Consider the following 14,928-nt stretch of genomic DNA (forward strand, 5'->3'; position numbering starts at 1 on the left):
GGCTGTTCACATAGGGCTGTTCACGTCTACGTCTCTCTGAATCACATGTGGTTCTTCACGTACTGCGATCCCGTCCAGCACCATCGACAGGTACTGCCGGGCGATCTCCTCCGGGCTGTGCTGTCCGCCGGGCCGGTACCAGGACGCGGCGACCCACACGGTGTCGCGCACGAAGCGGTAGGTGAGGCGGATGTCGAGGTCGGCGCGGAAGACCTCGGCGGCGACCCCGCGTTCCAGCGTGGACAGCCACGCCTTCTCGAACTTGCGCTGCGACTCGGCGAGGAACGCGAACCGCTCCTGCACGACCAGTTGCCTGCTCTCCTTCTGGTAGATCGCGACGGCGGCGCGGTGCCGGTCGATCTCCCGGAACGACTCGGTGACCAGCGCCTCCAGCGTCTCGCGCGGCCCGGACTCGGCGTCCAGGACGGCGTCGTAGCCGTGCCACAGCTCGTCGAGGAACGTGCGGAGGATCTCCTCCAGCATCGATTCCTTGGAGTCGAAGTGGTAGTAGAGGCTGCCCGCGAGCATGCCGGCGTGGTCCGCGATCTTGCGTACGGTGGTGGCGTTGTAGCCCTGTTCGGCGAAGACCTCGGCGGCGGTTTCGAGGAGTTCGTGGCGGCGGGCGGGCGCGGCGGTCACCTGGGGCTTCTTCTTCGTAGGAGGCACGCGTCCATTGTGGTCCCAGACATGAGTCGTCCTAGGGGTGCTGGTTGCTGACGGAGACGACTTCCCCCGTCATGTACGAGGAGTAGCCGGACGCCAGGAACACGATCACGTTGGCCACCTCCCAGGGCTCGGCGTACCGCCCGAAGGCCTCGCGGGCCGTCAGGTCGGCGAGGAGTTCGGGGGTCGTCACCTTCACGAGGTGGGGATGCATGGCGAGGCTCGGTGACACCGCGTTGACCCGGACGCCGTACTCCGCCGCCTCGATCGCCGCACTCCGGGTCAGCGCCATCACGCCCGCCTTGGCGGCGGCGTAGTGCGCTTGTCCTGCCTGTGCCCGCCAGCCGACGACGGACGCGTTGTTGACGACCACGCCTCCCGAGCCGCTTTCGCGGAAAACTCGCAACGCCGCCCGCACGCACCGGAACGTGCCGCCCAGCGTCACGTCCAGCACCCTCGACCACTGCTCGTCCGTCATGTCGACGAGAGCGGAAGTGCCGCCGAGACCGGCGTTGTTGACGACTATGTCGAGCCGCCCGTGCGCCGCCACGGCCGCGTCGAACAGCGCCCGCACCTGACCCTCGTCGGTGACGTCGCACGGGAGTGAGTCGACGGCGCCCGCGAACTCGGCGGCCAGCTCACCCTCGTACTCCTTGAGCCGGCGCGCGTGCGCGTCGCTGATCAGCACGCGTGCGCCCTCCTCCAGGAACCGGCGGGCGGTGGCCCCGCCGATCCCCGCGCCCGCCGCGGCCGTGATCACAGCGGTGCGCCCCTTCAGCAGCCCATGTCCGGGTACGTACGCCGGACTGTCGACGTCTCCCATGGAGCCACCGTAACCTACCAAACACTTGTTAGGGAAGGTTTGCCGCCCATGGACTCAGTGGTGGTGATCACCGCTGCTGATCTCCCGGTACTCCTCCACCGTCGGCTTCGGGATCCGCGTGTCGGGGCCGAACATCGACCGCGCCAGCCGGGCCCGCAGCCGCTGCCCCGGCGTGACCCGGCGGCGGACGCCGTTGGCGTCGACGAGCGCGCCGATCTCGTACGGCGGGGCCTGTTCGTGCTGGGTGAGGGTGAACAGCGCGTCCTGCGGGAGGGGTTCGTGGACCTCGACGTACTCGCCGTGCGGGAGGCGTTTGACCGTGCCCGTCTCTCTGCCGTGCAGGACCTTGTCGCGGTCGCCGCGCTGGAGCCCCAGGCAGATCCGTTTCGTCACGACGAAGGCGAGCACGGGCACGACGAAGAACCCGATCCGTACGAACCAGGTGATCGCGTTGATCGACAGATGCAGATGCGTGGCCACGATGTCGTTGCCGCCGCCGATCAGCAGCACGCCGTACAGACTCAGCCAGGCGACCCCGAGTCCCGTACGGACTGGGACGTTCCGTGGCCGGTCGAGGATGTGGTGCTCGCGTTTGTCGCCGGTGATCCAGGCCTCGATGAACGGGTACACGCCGATGGCCAGCATGATCAGCGGGAAGAGGGAGAAGGGGATGAAGACGCCCAGCGCGAGGGTGTGGCCCCAGGCGTTGATCTCCCATCCCGGCATCACCCGGATCAGCCCCTCGGAGAAGCCGAGGTACCAGTCGGGCTGGGCGCCGGTGGTGACCAGGTCGGCGCGGTAGGGGCCGAACGCCCATACGGGGTTGATGCTCGCGATGCCGCCAAGCACCGCCAGCACACCGAAGGTGAGGAAGAAGAAGCCGCCCGCCTTGGCCATGTAGACCGGCAGGAAGGGCATGCCGACGACCGATTTCTGGTCGCGGCCGGGCCCCGGATACTGCGTGTGCTTGTGGTAGAAGACCAGGATCAGATGGGCGACGACCAGCCCCAGCATGATCCCCGGCAGCAGCAGCACATGGATCGGGAAGAGCCGCGAGATGATGTCGTGGCCCGGGAACTCCCCGCCGAACAGGAACATCGAGAGGTACGTCCCCACGACCGGGACGGACAGGATCGCGCCGTCGGCAAAGCGGAGGCCGGTGCCGGAGAGCAGGTCGTCGGGGAGCGAGTAGCCGGTCAGACCGGTGATGATGCCGAGGAACAACAGGGTCCAGCCGAACGCCCAGTTGAGCTCGCGCGGCTTGCGGAACGCCCCGGTGAAGAAGACGCGCATCATGTGGATGAGCATCCCGGCGACGAAGACGAGCGCCGCCCAGTGGTGGATCTGCCGGATCAGCAGTCCGCCGCGTACGTCGAAGCTGATGTCGAGCGTGGACTCGTACGCCCTGGTCATGATGACGCCGTTGAGCGGGGTGTACGAGCCGTCGTAGACGACCTCGACGCCGCTCGGCTCGAAGAAGAGGGTCAGGTAGACGCCGGTGAGGATCAGGATGAGGAAGCTGTAGAGGCAGATCTCGCCGAGCATGAAGGACCAGTGGTCCGGGAAGACCTTGCGCATGTTGGCCTTGGCGAGGGCGTAGAGGCCCAGCCGTCCGTCGGCCCAGTCGGCTAACTTCTCACCTTTGGGGACCTCACCCCTGCGTGCCGAACTCCCTTTGCCCACAGCCGTGTTCATCCGTACTGCCTCCCCCTCGGATCATCCTCAGGGTGGCACGGCGGCGCACCTGTGCCAACGGGTCGTACGCCGGTGTCAGCCGACGATCCCCTCCGCCCGCGCCGCGACCAGCCACTTCGGGAACTCGCCCACCAGCCGGTCGTACAACTCGTCGTCGGACACCGCGCGCGGATCCGAACCGGCGTGGAAGAAGCCGGCGTTGTCGACGACCCGCCGCTCCGGCACCGCCAACTCGTCCAGTTTCCGCAGGAAGTCGAACTGCTTGCTCGACGCGTCCCCGAACCCGATGAACTGCCAGAACAGCGGCAGCCGGGCCGACTTGCAGACGTACCGTTCGGCGGCGAGCTTGTTGATGGGGCCACCGTCGGTCTGGAAGACGACGAGCGCGGGAGCCGTCGACCCGCTGTCGAGGTAGTGCTCGATGACGGCGTCCATCGCGAGGTGATAGCTGGTCTTGCCCATGTGCCCGAGCCCGGCCACGATCCGGTCGACGCTCCCCGCGTGGTCGTCGAGCGCGATACCGGTCACGGCGTCGATGTCGGTGGAGAAGAAGACGACGGGAACCGTTCCGTCGTCGTCGAAGTGGGCCGCCAGCCCCAACACCCGGTCGGCGAGCGCCTGCACGCTGCCGTCCTTGTAGTACGGCTTCATCGAACCGGAGTAGTCGACCACCAGATAGACGGCGGCCGGTTGCCCGTCGAGACCGTGCCGGTCCACGGCCGCCCCAGCGCTCTTGTAGAGGCTGACCAGCGCGGGCGCGCTCTCCTGCACCTTGGTGAGACTGATCGCGGCCACGCGTTGGCTCCTTACCGGAATGCGCCGGACTGACGCAAGTGCTGAGGGTACGTCACCCGGACGAGCGAGGGCCCCACGTACCCTTTGCCCATGAAACGTACCGGCGTTCTCCTCCTCGCCGTGGTGCCGTTACTGGCAACGACCGCCTGTCTGTCCGTCACGTCGGACGACTCGCGCGGTCCCGACGCCAAGCGGATGGAGACCGGCCCGCTCGACGCGGAGGCCACACTCGCGGACCCGGCGAAGAAGGAACTGGCCCAGCAGATCGTGGCGAGCGCCGAGAACAGCACGCTCGACTGGCGCAGCGCGTACGGCTATGTCGAGGACATCGGCGACGGGCAGGGCTACACCGCCGGAATCATCGGCTTCTGCACGGGCACCCATGACCTCCTCACCCTCGTCGAGGCCTACACGAAGGAGCACCCGGACAACGCCCTCGCCCCTTACCTCCCGGCGCTGCGCGCGGTCGACGGCACGGACTCGCACGAGGGGCTCGATCCCGGTTTCCCCGGGGCCTGGAAGCAGGAGTCGACGGTCGCCGCGTTCCGCGAGGCCCAGGACGTGAAGCGGGACAAGGGCTACTTCGAACCGGCGCTGCGGCTCGCCGTCGACGACGGGCTGGGGCTGCTGGGCCAGTTCGTCTACTACGACGCGATGGTCTACCACGGCCCGGGCAGCGACTGGTTCAGCATGGGCGGCATCCGCGCCGCCGCCCTGGCGGAGGCCGACAGCCCGGCGGAGGGCGGCGACGAGAAGACGTACCTGGGCGCGTTCCTCGACGCCCGCCGCCAGGCGATGCTGGACAAGAGGCCGGGCGTGAACACCAGCCGCGTCGACACCGCCCAACGGCGCTTCCTCGACGCAGGGAACCTGGACCTCCGTACACCGCTGGAGTGGAAGGTGTACGGGGACACGTACAAGATCCCCTGAGACGGGTCCGGCACCGAACGCGCCGCGGCGCCCGCCACGTCCGGTCGGGGACTGTGGCGAGCGCCGTGGTTGTTCGTTCCGTACGCCTTTGTACGGGACGTCTTTGGGGCCCTCAGACCATCAGGGAACGGTCCGTCGGGCGGATCGGGGCGGGCAGTTCGCTCACGCCCGTCAGGAAGCGGTCGACTCCGCGAGCCGCCGAACGGCCCTCGGCGATGGCCCACACGATGAGCGACTGGCCGCGGCCGGCGTCACCGGCGACGTACACGCCCGGGACGTTGGTCGCGAAGTCGGCGTCGCGGGCGATGTTGCCGCGCTCGTCGAGGTCCAGGCCGAACTGGTCGACCAGGCCGTTCTCGCGGTCGGTGCCCGTGAAGCCCATGGCGAGGGTGACCAGCTGAGCGGGGATCTTCCGCTCCGTGCCCGGCTTCTGCGTCAGCTTGCCGTCGATGAACTCGACCTCGGTGAGGTGCAGCCACTGCACGTTGCCGTGCTCGTCGCCCTCGAAGTGGGTCGTCGAGACGGAGTAGACGCGCTCGCCACCCTCCTCGTGCGCCGAGGTGACCTTGTAGAGCATGGGGAAGGTCGGCCAGGGCTGGTTCGGGTTCCGCTCCTCGCCGGGCTGCGGCATGATCTCCAGCTGCGTGACGGAAGCAGCGCCCTGACGGTGGGCGGTGCCCACGCAGTCCGCGCCCGTGTCGCCGCCGCCGATCACGACCACGTGCTTGCCCTCGGCCGAGACCGGCGGGGCCACGAAGTCGCCCTCCTGGACCTTGTTGGCCAGGGGCAGGTACTCCATCGCCTGGTAGACGCCCTTCAACTCCCGCCCGGGGACGGGGAGGTCACGAGCCGTCGTCGCACCCGCCGCGATCACGACCGCGTCGTACCGCTTGCGCAGGTCCGTCGCCTTGAGGTCGCGGCCGATCTCGATGCCCGTACGGAAGCGGGTGCCCTCCGCGCGCATCTGCTCGATACGGCGGTTGATGTGCCGCTTCTCCATCTTGAACTCGGGGATGCCGTAGCGCAGGAGGCCGCCGATGCGGTCGGCGCGCTCGTACACCGCGACCGTGTGACCGGCCCGGGTCAGCTGCTGGGCAGCGGCGAGACCGGCGGGACCGGACCCGATGACCGCGACCGTCTTGCCGGAGAGGCGCTCCGGGGCCTGGGGGGCGACATCGCCGGTCTCCCAGGCCTTGTCGATGATCGAGACCTCGACGTTCTTGATGGTGACCGCGGGCTGGTTGATGCCCAGCACACACGCCGACTCGCACGGAGCCGGGCACAGACGGCCGGTGAACTCCGGGAAGTTGTTGGTGGCGTGGAGACGCTCGGACGCCGACGTCCAGTCCTCGCGGTAGGCGTAGTCGTTCCACTCGGGGATCAGGTTCCCCAGCGGACAGCCGTTGTGACAGAACGGGATACCGCAGTCCATGCAGCGGGACGCCTGCTTGCTGATGATCGGCAGCAGGGACCCCGGAACGTAGACCTCGTTCCAGTCCTTGAGACGGACGTCCACCGGGCGGGACTTGGCGACCTCGCGGCCGTGGTTCAGAAAGCCCTTGGGATCAGCCATTGGTCGCCGCCTCCATCATCTTCTCGGTGATCTCGGTCTCGGTGAGACCGGCCTGCTCGGCGGCGGCCTTGGCGGCGAGCACTGCCTTGTACGTGCTGGGGATGATCTTGCTGAAGCGCTCGACGGCGACGTCCCACTCGGCCAGGAGCTTCTCGGCGACCGTCGAGCCGCTCTCCTCCTGGTGCCGGCGCACGACATCGTGCAGCCAGAGCTTGTCGGAGTCGTCGAGGGCCTCGACGGCGTCCACGTTGCCGACGTTGACGTTGTCGCGGTCCAGGTCGATGACGTACGCGATACCGCCCGACATACCGGCCGCGAAGTTACGGCCCGTCGTGCCGAGGACGACCGCGTGACCGCCGGTCATGTACTCGCAGCCGTGGTCGCCCACGCCTTCCGAGACGACCGTGGCACCGGAGTTGCGGACACAGAACCGCTCGCCCGTCCGGCCGCGCAGGAACAGCTCGCCGCCGGTCGCGCCGTACGCGATGGTGTTGCCCGCGATGGTGGAGAACTCGGCGAGATGGTCGGCGCCCCGGTCGGGACGGACGATCACCCGGCCGCCCGAAAGGCCCTTGCCGACGTAGTCGTTGGCGTCGCCCTCCAGGCGCAGCGTGACACCGCGCGGGAGGAAGGCGCCGAAGGACTGACCGGCGGAGCCCGTGAAGGTGATGTCGATCGTGTCGTCGGGCAGACCGGCCCCGCCGAACTTCTTCGTCACCTCGTGGCCGAGCATCGTGCCGACCGTGCGGTTGATGTTGCGGATGGCGACCTGGGCGCGGACCGGCTGGGCGTCGGTCGCGCTGGACGCGGCGAGGGCGTCGGCGGCGAGCTTGATCAGCTCGTTGTCGAGCGCCTTCTCCAGGCCGTGGTCCTGCTTGATGACCTGGTGGAGCGGGGTGCCCTCGGGCAGCTCCGGCACGTAGAAGAGCGGGGCCAGGTCCAGACCCTGCGCCTTCCAGTGGTTGACGGCCCGCTCGACGTCGAGGGTCTCGGCGTGGCCGACAGCCTCCTCGATCGTACGGAACCCCAGCTCGGCGAGGATCTCGCGGACCTCTTCGGCGATGAACTGGAAGAAGTTCACGACGTACTCGGCCTTGCCCGCGAACCGGTCGCGGAGCACCGGGTTCTGGGTGGCGATGCCGACCGGGCAGGTGTCGAGGTGGCAGACGCGCATCATGACGCAGCCGGAGACGACGAGCGGCGCGGTCGCGAAACCGAACTCCTCGGCGCCGAGCAGCGCGGCGATGACGACATCGCGGCCGGTCTTCAGCTGACCGTCGGTCTGGACGACGATCCGGTCGCGCAGGCCGTTGAGCAGCAGCGTCTGCTGGGTCTCGGCGAGGCCCAGCTCCCAGGGACCACCCGCGTGCTTGAGGGAGGTGAGCGGCGAGGCGCCCGTTCCGCCGTCGTGGCCGGAGATGAGGACGACGTCCGCGTGCGCCTTCGACACACCGGCGGCGACCGTGCCGACGCCGACCTCCGAGACCAGCTTCACGTGGATCCGCGCCTGCGGGTTCGCGTTCTTCAGGTCGTGGATGAGCTGGGCGAGGTCCTCGATGGAGTAGATGTCGTGGTGCGGCGGCGGCGAGATCAGACCGACACCGGGGGTGCTGTGCCGGGTCTTGGCGACCCACGGGTACACCTTGTGGCCGGGCAGCTGGCCACCCTCGCCGGGCTTGGCGCCCTGGGCCATCTTGATCTGGATGTCGTCCGCGTTGACCAGGTACTCGCTGGTCACACCGAAGCGGCCGGACGCGACCTGCTTGATGCTGGAGCGGCGCGCGGGGTCGTACAGACGGTCCGGGTCCTCGCCGCCCTCACCGGTGTTGGACTTGGCGCCCAGCTGGTTCATGGCGATGGCGAGCGTCTCGTGCGCCTCCAGGGAGATGGAGCCGTACGACATGGCGCCGGTGGAGAACCGCTTGACGATCTCGCTGACCGGCTCGACCTCGTCGATGGAGATCGAGGGCCGGTCCGACTTGAAGCCGAAGAGCCCACGGAGGGTCATGAGCCGCTCGGACTGCTCGTTCACGCGGTCCGTGTACTTCTTGAAGATGTCGTAGCGGCGGGTGCGCGTGGAGTGCTGGAGGCGGAAGACCGTCTCCGGGTCGAACAGGTGCGGCTCGCCCTCGCGGCGCCACTGGTACTCGCCGCCGATGTCGAGGGCGCGGTGGGCGGGCGCGATGCCGGAGGCGGGGTACGCCTTGGCGTGCCGGGCGGCGACCTCCTTGGCGATGACGTCGATGCCGACGCCGCCGATCTTGGTGGCGGTGCCGAGGAAGTACTTCTCGACGAAGGCCGTGTCGAGACCGACGGCCTCGAAGACCTGGGCGCCCCGGTAGGAGGCGACGGTCGAGATGCCCATCTTGGACATGACCTTGAGGACGCCCTTGCCGAGCGCGTAGATCAGGTTGCGGATGGCCTGCTCGGGCTCGATGCCGGGCAGGAACGTACCGGCGCGGACCAGGTCCTCGACGGACTCCATCGCCAGGTACGGGTTCACGGCGGCGGCGCCGAAGCCTATGAGCAGGGCGACGTGGTGGACCTCGCGGACGTCACCGGCCTCGACCAGCAGGCCCACCTGGGTGCGCTGCTTGGTACGGATGAGGTGGTGGTGGACGGCGGCAGTGAGCAGCAGCGAGGGGATGGGCGCGTGCTCGGCGTCCGAGTGCCGGTCCGACAGGACGATGAGACGGGCGCCGTTGTCTATCGCGGCGTCGGCCTCGGCGCAGATCTCGTCAATGCGGGCGGCGAGGGAGTCGCCGCCGCCGCTGACCCGGTAGAGGCCGGAGAGCGTCGCGGCCTTCATGCCGGGCATGTCGCCGTCGGCGTTGATGTGGATGAGCTTGGCCAGCTCGTCGTTGTCGATCACCGGGAAGGGCAGGGTGACGCTACGACAGGAGGCCGCGCTCGGCTCCAGCAGGTTGCTGGCGGGGCCGAGGGAGGAGCGCAGGCTGGTGACCAGTTCCTCGCGGATGGCGTCCAGCGGAGGGTTGGTGACCTGCGCGAACAGCTGGGTGAAGTAGTCGAAGAGCAGTCGCGGACGCTCGCTCAGCGCGGCGATCGGCGAGTCGGTGCCCATGGAGCCGAGCGGCTCGCCGCCGGTCTTGGCCATCGGCGCGATGATGACGCGCAGCTCCTCCTCGGTGTAACCGAAGGTCTGCTGGCGGCGGGTGACCGAGGCGTGGGTGTGCACGATGTGCTCGCGCTCGGGCAGGTCGGACAGCTCGATCTCGCCGGCTTCGAGCCACTCCGCGTAGGGCTGCTCGGCGGCGAGGCCGGCCTTGATCTCGTCGTCCTCGATGATGCGGTGCTCGGCGGTGTCGACGAGGAACATCTTGCCTGGCTGGAGGCGGCCCTTGCGGACGACCTTCGCGGGGTCGATGTCGAGGACGCCGACCTCGGAGCCGAGGACGACGAGGCCGTCGTCGGTGACCCAGTAGCGGCCGGGGCGCAGACCGTTGCGGTCGAGGACCGCGCCGACCTGGACGCCGTCGGTGAAGGTGACACAGGCCGGGCCGTCCCAGGGCTCCATCATCGTGGAGTGGAACTGGTAGAAGGCGCGCTGCGCGGGATCCATCGTGCCGTGGTTCTCCCAGGCCTCCGGGATCATCATCAGCACGGAGTGCGGCAGCGAACGCCCACCGAGGTGGAGCAGTTCGAGCACCTCGTCGAAGGACGCCGAGTCGGAGGCGTCCGGCGTGCAGATCGGGAAGACCCGCTCCAGGCCCTTGTCCCCGAACAGGTCGCTGACCAGCTGCGACTCACGGGCGGCCATCCAGTTGCGGTTGCCCTTGACCGTGTTGATCTCGCCGTTGTGTGCGACGAAGCGGTACGGGTGGGCGAGCGGCCACGACGGGAAGGTGTTCGTGGAGAAGCGCGAGTGGACGAGCGCGACGGCCGACGCGAAGCGGCGGTCGGACAGGTCGGGGAAGAAGGGCTCCAGCTGACCGGTGGTCAGCATGCCCTTGTAGACGATGGTCCGCGCGGAGAGCGAGGGGAAGTAGACGCCGACCTCGCGCTCGGCGCGCTTGCGCAGCGCGAAGGCCTTGCGGTCGAGGTCGATGCCCTTGGCGGGCACCGCGGCGCTGTCCGCGACGAAGATCTGCCGGAAGGCGGGCATCGTCGAGCGGGCGGTGGCGCCGAGCAGCCCGGGGGCGACGGGCACGTCGCGCCAGCCGAGGACGGTCAGGCCCTCGTCGGCGGCGATCGCCTCGATACGGGCGATCGTCTCGGTACGTGAGACGGCCCCGTCGAGGATCGGGTCCGCGTCGGTCGCCGTCTCCTCCGGGAGGAAGGCGATACCGACCGCGTAGGAGCCGGCCTCGGGCAGCTGGAATCCGGCCACCTCGCGGAAGAACGCGTCCGGGACCCGAGAGAGAATGCCGGCGCCGTCACCGGAGTCGGGCTCGGAGCCGGTGGCACCGCGGTGCTCCAGGTTGCGAAGAACCGTGAGCGCCTGCTCGACCAGCGCGTGGCTCGCCTCGCCGGTGAGGGTGGCCACGAAGCCGACGCCACAGGCGTCGTGCTCGTTGCGGGGGTCGTACATACCCTGCGCAGCAGGGCGAGCATCCATGAAGGACCACTTCTGGCCATTCTCGGAATGCTGGGACGGCTGGCGCGGCGTACGCATCGGCTCTCCCGTCGTCGTCGTGTGGCATATGCATTAAGCCGAGGGACGACGTTGGCCCTCTTGGAGTGCAAAATTTCGTGCAGGTTACATGATGGGACGGTTCTCGGGAACCGGATACTACGTACCAGCATGCGGACACCGTCGTGCGCGGCGTGATGACCGCGCTGCGGTGGAAGTAATGGGGGCCGAAGCGGACAGATCGATGTCCTCCGACCCATGGCGAGGGGAGCGTCGTCGCTCACCTCGCGGGTGCGCCGCAGGCTTCGTTGCCCACAGCGCTTACGGCTCATGCCCAGTGGTTAAGCGTTCGAAACCAGCGAGTAACGGCTACTTATGCGGCCCAACGCATAAGTGCGCGATTTCCTATCCTACGGCCGCCCCGAACAGGTTGCCCAGGGCGTACGTCACACCAGCCGCCGCACCACCCAGCGCGAGCTGCCTGAGCCCGCTGAACCACCAGGTACGCGCGGTCACCCGGGCCACGACAGCCCCACACCCGAAGAGCCCGACGAGCGCGACCAGCACGGCGGGCCACAGCGCGGTCGCCCCGAGCAGATAAGGGAGTACGGGCAGCAGCGCACCGAGCGCGAACGCCCCGAAGGACGAAACAGCGGCGACGGCGGGCGAGGGCAGATCACCGGGATCGACGCCCAGTTCCTCACGGGCGTGTATCTCGAGTGCCTGCTCGGGATCGCGCGAGAGCTGCCGAGCGACTTCACGGGCGAGCTTGGCGTCGACCCCCCGGGATTCGTAGAGCGCGGCCAACTCCCGCTCCTCGTCCTTGGGATGCTTCCTCAACTCCCGCCGCTCGACGTCGAGTTCGGCCTCCACCAGCTCACGCTGGGAGGCGACGGAGGTGTACTCGCCGGCGGCCATGGAGAAGGCGCCGGCGGCAAGACCGGCGAGCCCGGTGATGACGACGGTCTGATGCGAAACGGCCCCGCCGGCCACACCGGTCATCAGGGCGAGGTTCGAGACAAGCCCGTCCATGGCCCCGAAAACGGCGGGCCGCAACCACCCACCACTCACATCCCGGTGGGTGTGATTGTCCCGGTGCGCCTCATGCAGCGCAGCCCCGCTCTCGATGATGACCACACCATCCCCCATCCCACTCCGGACATTGCCGAAGCAAACCTAGACTGATTCCAACTATCGACAACACCAAAAATACGCCGCGAATTCCACCCCTGCCAGCAAGGAAAGGCTGCCCTCACCTGCGCGTTCATCGTGATCGCTCATCCGTAGGAGTGCTCGCACAGATGTCGACCGGGTGACGCTGGGGCGCCAGAGGCTCGTGCGAACGCCTCCGGTGGGACAGTTCCGCAAAGGGTTCCGCTCCCCGCGTGGGAGCCCCCGGAACCCTCCGGAGGAGAGGCCGCGTATGGCATCGATCGCCTGCATTCCCTCGGTCCCGGCGCCCGGAGACGCCGCCGTCCTGCGCGACAGAGCACGCGGCGCCCTGCTGGGTCTGGCCGTGGGGGACGCGCTCGGCGCCCCCGCCGAGAACATGAAGCCCTCGGAGATCCGCGCCCGCTGGGGCCGCATCACCGGCTACGTGGCCGAAAACCCCTCCGGCACGGACGACACGGAGTACGCGATCTTCTCGGGCCTCCTCCTGGCCCGGCACGGCTCGGCCCTCACCCCCGCCCATGTGGAGGCGGCCTGGCACCAGTGGATCGCCGACCTCGACGAGGGCCCGTTCCGGGGCGCGGGCTTCAGCGAACGAGGGACGCTGGAGAACCTGCGCAGAGGCCTGGCAGCCCCGATCTCAGCTCAACACCGCCACGCGTGGAGCGACGGCCTCGCCATGCGGGCAGCCCCCTTCGGCGTCTTCGCGGCGGGCCGCCCGGCCGAGGCCGCGCGTCTGGTGGCGATCGACGGTTCGGTGAGCCACGACGGCGAGGGCATCTACGGCGGCCAGGCGGTGGCGGCGGGCGTGGCGGCGGCGATGGCGGGCGCGCCGACGATCGCGGTGGTGGCATCGGCCCTGGCGGTAGTCCCCGACGACAGCTGGACGGCACGCTCCCTCCGCCGGGCGGTGGCGGTGGCCCACCGAGGCGAACGGGCGGTCCGCTCCGCGGTGGTGATCGGCGGCTACCCCTGGACGGACCTGGCCCCGGAAGCCGTGGCCCTGGCCTTCGGCGCGTACGCGGCGGCCGACGGCGACTTCGAGGAATCGGTCCTGACAGCCGTCAACATGGGCCGCGACGCGGACACGACAGCAGCGGTGGCAGGCGCCCTGGCAGGCGCGACACACGGCGCCTCGGCGATCCCGCCGGCCTGGGCGGAGGCAATCGGCCCGGCCCGAGGCACCTGCCTCCCCTCCATGGCAGGCCACCACGTCCTGGACGTGGCGGAGTTGCTGACCCCGGGCGAGGGCGGCAAGTGGGGAGCGAAGCCGGTGGTACGGGATCCCGCCCCGACGCCGGACCAGGCGGCGTACGTCCTGGCCGCGGACGAAGACGCGACGACGGAAACGGAGGTGCTGCCGTGAACCCACCTCTCCGACGTTCGAGGACAAGACACGTCCACCGCACCTTCAACCCAACCCCAGCCAATTCAGCCCGTCCGGCGTTTGAGGACGAGGCCGTTCAGGCCGAAGCGGGGGTCTGGGGGCGGCAGCCCCCAGGGATGGGACGGGTAGGGGCGGCGGGGGCGAAAAACCCCACCCGAGCCGAAGCCGAGGTCCACCCATGAGCACGCCCCGCCGCATCGAAGGCCTACTCCTAGGCCTAGCCGCAGGCGACGCCGCCGGCTGGCCCGCCGCCCGCCACAGAGCCGCCCGCATGCCCGACTGGACCCGCCGCCTGACCCGCGAACTCGACACCTTCGCCGAACAGAACGCGACAACCACCCTCCCCGTCCCGATCGCCCTCAACCAACCCCCGGAACCCCTCCGCCTGGGCCCCTCAGACGACGCCGAATGGGCGGCGTTCGCCGCAGAGGCCCTGCTGCGCGCCGGCGACGACACCGTACTCGGCGACCTCAGCCGCGAACGCCGCGCCCGAGCCGCCATCGACCTGTCCTGGAACGCGGTCGCCAGCGAGGTAGCCGCCGCAGCCGAACGCGCCCCCGAGGTCGAATCGGCGGTACTCCCCCTACGCGCCCGAATCTCCGTACGCGCAGGCCTCGGCAACCTCGCCGCAGGCCTCCGCCCACCCGCCACCGGCCACGACAACCCCCACTACTTCGACGACGCGGCCTGCGTACGGGCCTGCGTACTGGCCGTGGCCCACCCCGGCGACCCCCGACTCGCCGCCGAACTGGCCGAGTTCGACGCCCGCTACACCCAGGACGGCGACGGCGTGCACGGCGCCCGCGCGATGGCGGCGGCCCTCGCACTGGCGCTGGCCGGCGAGAAGGTCGAGGCGTGCGTGAACGCGGCCCTCGCCGAACTGCCCGAGGGCACGGAGATCGGCCGCAACACCCGCCACGCGCTGAAGCTCGCCCAGGACACGGACGGCGCGTTCGCCCTGGTCCCGCTCCTGGAACACCAGATCGTGGACCACGTCTACAGCTACGGCATCGCCGCCGCCGAGACGGTCCCGGTAGCCCTGGCACTGGCCACCGCCGCGCAGGGCCGGATCGCGGAAGCGGTCCCGGCGGCGGCCTGCCTCTCCCGGGTCGCGGACTCGGCCCCGGCCCTCGCGGGCGCCCTCACCGGCGCGTTGGGCGGCGGCGCCGCGATTCCGACGGCGTGGCGCGACGCCTGCCGCACCCTTTCCGGCTGCGCCCTCCCCCGCCTGACCGGCACGGACCTCGTGGAACTCGCCGAACTCCTGGAAGCCACACAACGAACCACTCCAGGTGGATGAT

At 69.5% G+C, this 14,928-nt stretch carries 10 protein-coding genes; 3 read left to right on the forward strand and 7 right to left on the reverse strand.

From position 1 onward, the window contains the following. Positions 1 to 6 precede the first annotated feature (6 nt). From ACFYXF_RS15575 to ACFYXF_RS15590, 4 genes are all read right to left on the reverse strand, one after another. Positions 7 to 666, reverse strand: a complete 660-nt coding sequence (locus ACFYXF_RS15575; protein WP_389350091.1) for a TetR/AcrR family transcriptional regulator — start codon at positions 664 to 666, stop codon at positions 7 to 9. A gap of 31 nt (positions 667 to 697) precedes the next feature. After that, a complete protein-coding gene (locus tag ACFYXF_RS15580) occupies positions 698 to 1,486 on the reverse strand; it encodes an SDR family oxidoreductase (protein WP_389350092.1) in 789 nt (262 codons plus the stop codon). Between the two features lie 54 nt (positions 1,487 to 1,540). Then, positions 1,541 to 3,181, reverse strand: a complete 1,641-nt coding sequence (locus ACFYXF_RS15585; protein ID WP_389350093.1) for a cytochrome bc complex cytochrome b subunit — start codon at positions 3,179 to 3,181, stop codon at positions 1,541 to 1,543. Positions 3,182 to 3,256: 75 nt separating this feature from the next. Continuing rightward, positions 3,257 to 3,976: a VWA domain-containing protein gene (locus ACFYXF_RS15590; protein WP_389350094.1), complete on the reverse strand. Its 720-nt coding sequence runs from the start codon at positions 3,974 to 3,976 to the stop codon at positions 3,257 to 3,259. A 90-nt stretch (positions 3,977 to 4,066) separates the two neighbouring features. Between ACFYXF_RS15590 and ACFYXF_RS15595 the strand changes: the two genes are divergently transcribed. After that, a complete protein-coding gene (locus ACFYXF_RS15595) occupies positions 4,067 to 4,906 on the forward strand; it encodes a chitosanase (RefSeq protein WP_389350095.1) in 840 nt (279 codons plus the stop codon). A 112-nt stretch (positions 4,907 to 5,018) separates the two neighbouring features. On the opposite strand, the gene ACFYXF_RS15600 is transcribed toward ACFYXF_RS15595, so the two are convergent. The 3 genes from ACFYXF_RS15600 to ACFYXF_RS15610 form a co-directional block, all read right to left on the reverse strand. After that, the gene (locus ACFYXF_RS15600) at positions 5,019 to 6,479 is read right to left on the reverse strand and encodes a glutamate synthase subunit beta (protein ID WP_389350096.1); all 1,461 of its coding nucleotides are present in this window, start codon (positions 6,477 to 6,479) and stop codon (positions 5,019 to 5,021) included. Beyond that, positions 6,472 to 11,112: a glutamate synthase large subunit gene (gltB, locus tag ACFYXF_RS15605; protein ID WP_389350097.1), complete on the reverse strand. Its 4,641-nt coding sequence runs from the start codon at positions 11,110 to 11,112 to the stop codon at positions 6,472 to 6,474. The genes ACFYXF_RS15600 and gltB overlap by 8 nt, the downstream gene beginning before the upstream one ends. A 363-nt stretch (positions 11,113 to 11,475) precedes the next feature. Further along, a complete protein-coding gene (locus tag ACFYXF_RS15610; RefSeq protein WP_389350358.1) occupies positions 11,476 to 12,207 on the reverse strand; it encodes a VIT1/CCC1 transporter family protein in 732 nt (243 codons plus the stop codon). A gap of 286 nt (positions 12,208 to 12,493) precedes the next feature. On the opposite strand from ACFYXF_RS15610, the gene ACFYXF_RS15615 reads away from it, so the two are divergent. Both ACFYXF_RS15615 and ACFYXF_RS15620 read left to right on the forward strand, forming a co-directional pair. Then, entirely contained in the window at positions 12,494 to 13,606 is a 1,113-nt protein-coding gene (locus ACFYXF_RS15615) for an ADP-ribosylglycohydrolase family protein (RefSeq protein WP_389350098.1), read from the forward strand. A gap of 115 nt (positions 13,607 to 13,721) precedes the next feature. Then, positions 13,722 to 14,927, forward strand: coding sequence for an ADP-ribosylglycohydrolase family protein (locus ACFYXF_RS15620; protein WP_389350359.1), 1,206 nt, complete (start codon positions 13,722 to 13,724; stop codon positions 14,925 to 14,927). Position 14,928 lies beyond the last annotated feature (1 nt).

The organism is Streptomyces sp. NPDC002680 (assembly GCF_042889145.1).
In the GTDB taxonomy this organism is placed as follows: domain Bacteria; phylum Actinomycetota; class Actinomycetes; order Streptomycetales; family Streptomycetaceae; genus Streptomyces; species Streptomyces adonidis.

What these genes read in the sequence shown, in the direction of transcription:
- ACFYXF_RS15580 (WP_389350092.1), bottom strand. Translation starts at nt 1,486, where the DNA reads ATGGGAGACGTCGACAGTCCGGCGTACGTACCCGGACATGGGCTGCTG.
- ACFYXF_RS15585 (WP_389350093.1), bottom strand. Translation starts at nt 3,181, where the DNA reads ATGAACACGGCTGTGGGCAAAGGGAGTTCGGCACGCAGGGGTGAGGTC.
- ACFYXF_RS15595 (WP_389350095.1), top strand. Translation starts at nt 4,067, where the DNA reads ATGAAACGTACCGGCGTTCTCCTCCTCGCCGTGGTGCCGTTACTGGCA.
- ACFYXF_RS15600 (WP_389350096.1), bottom strand. Translation starts at nt 6,479, where the DNA reads ATGGCTGATCCCAAGGGCTTTCTGAACCACGGCCGCGAGGTCGCCAAG.
- gltB (WP_389350097.1), bottom strand. Translation starts at nt 11,112, where the DNA reads ATGCGTACGCCGCGCCAGCCGTCCCAGCATTCCGAGAATGGCCAGAAG.
- ACFYXF_RS15615 (WP_389350098.1), top strand. Translation starts at nt 12,494, where the DNA reads ATGGCATCGATCGCCTGCATTCCCTCGGTCCCGGCGCCCGGAGACGCC.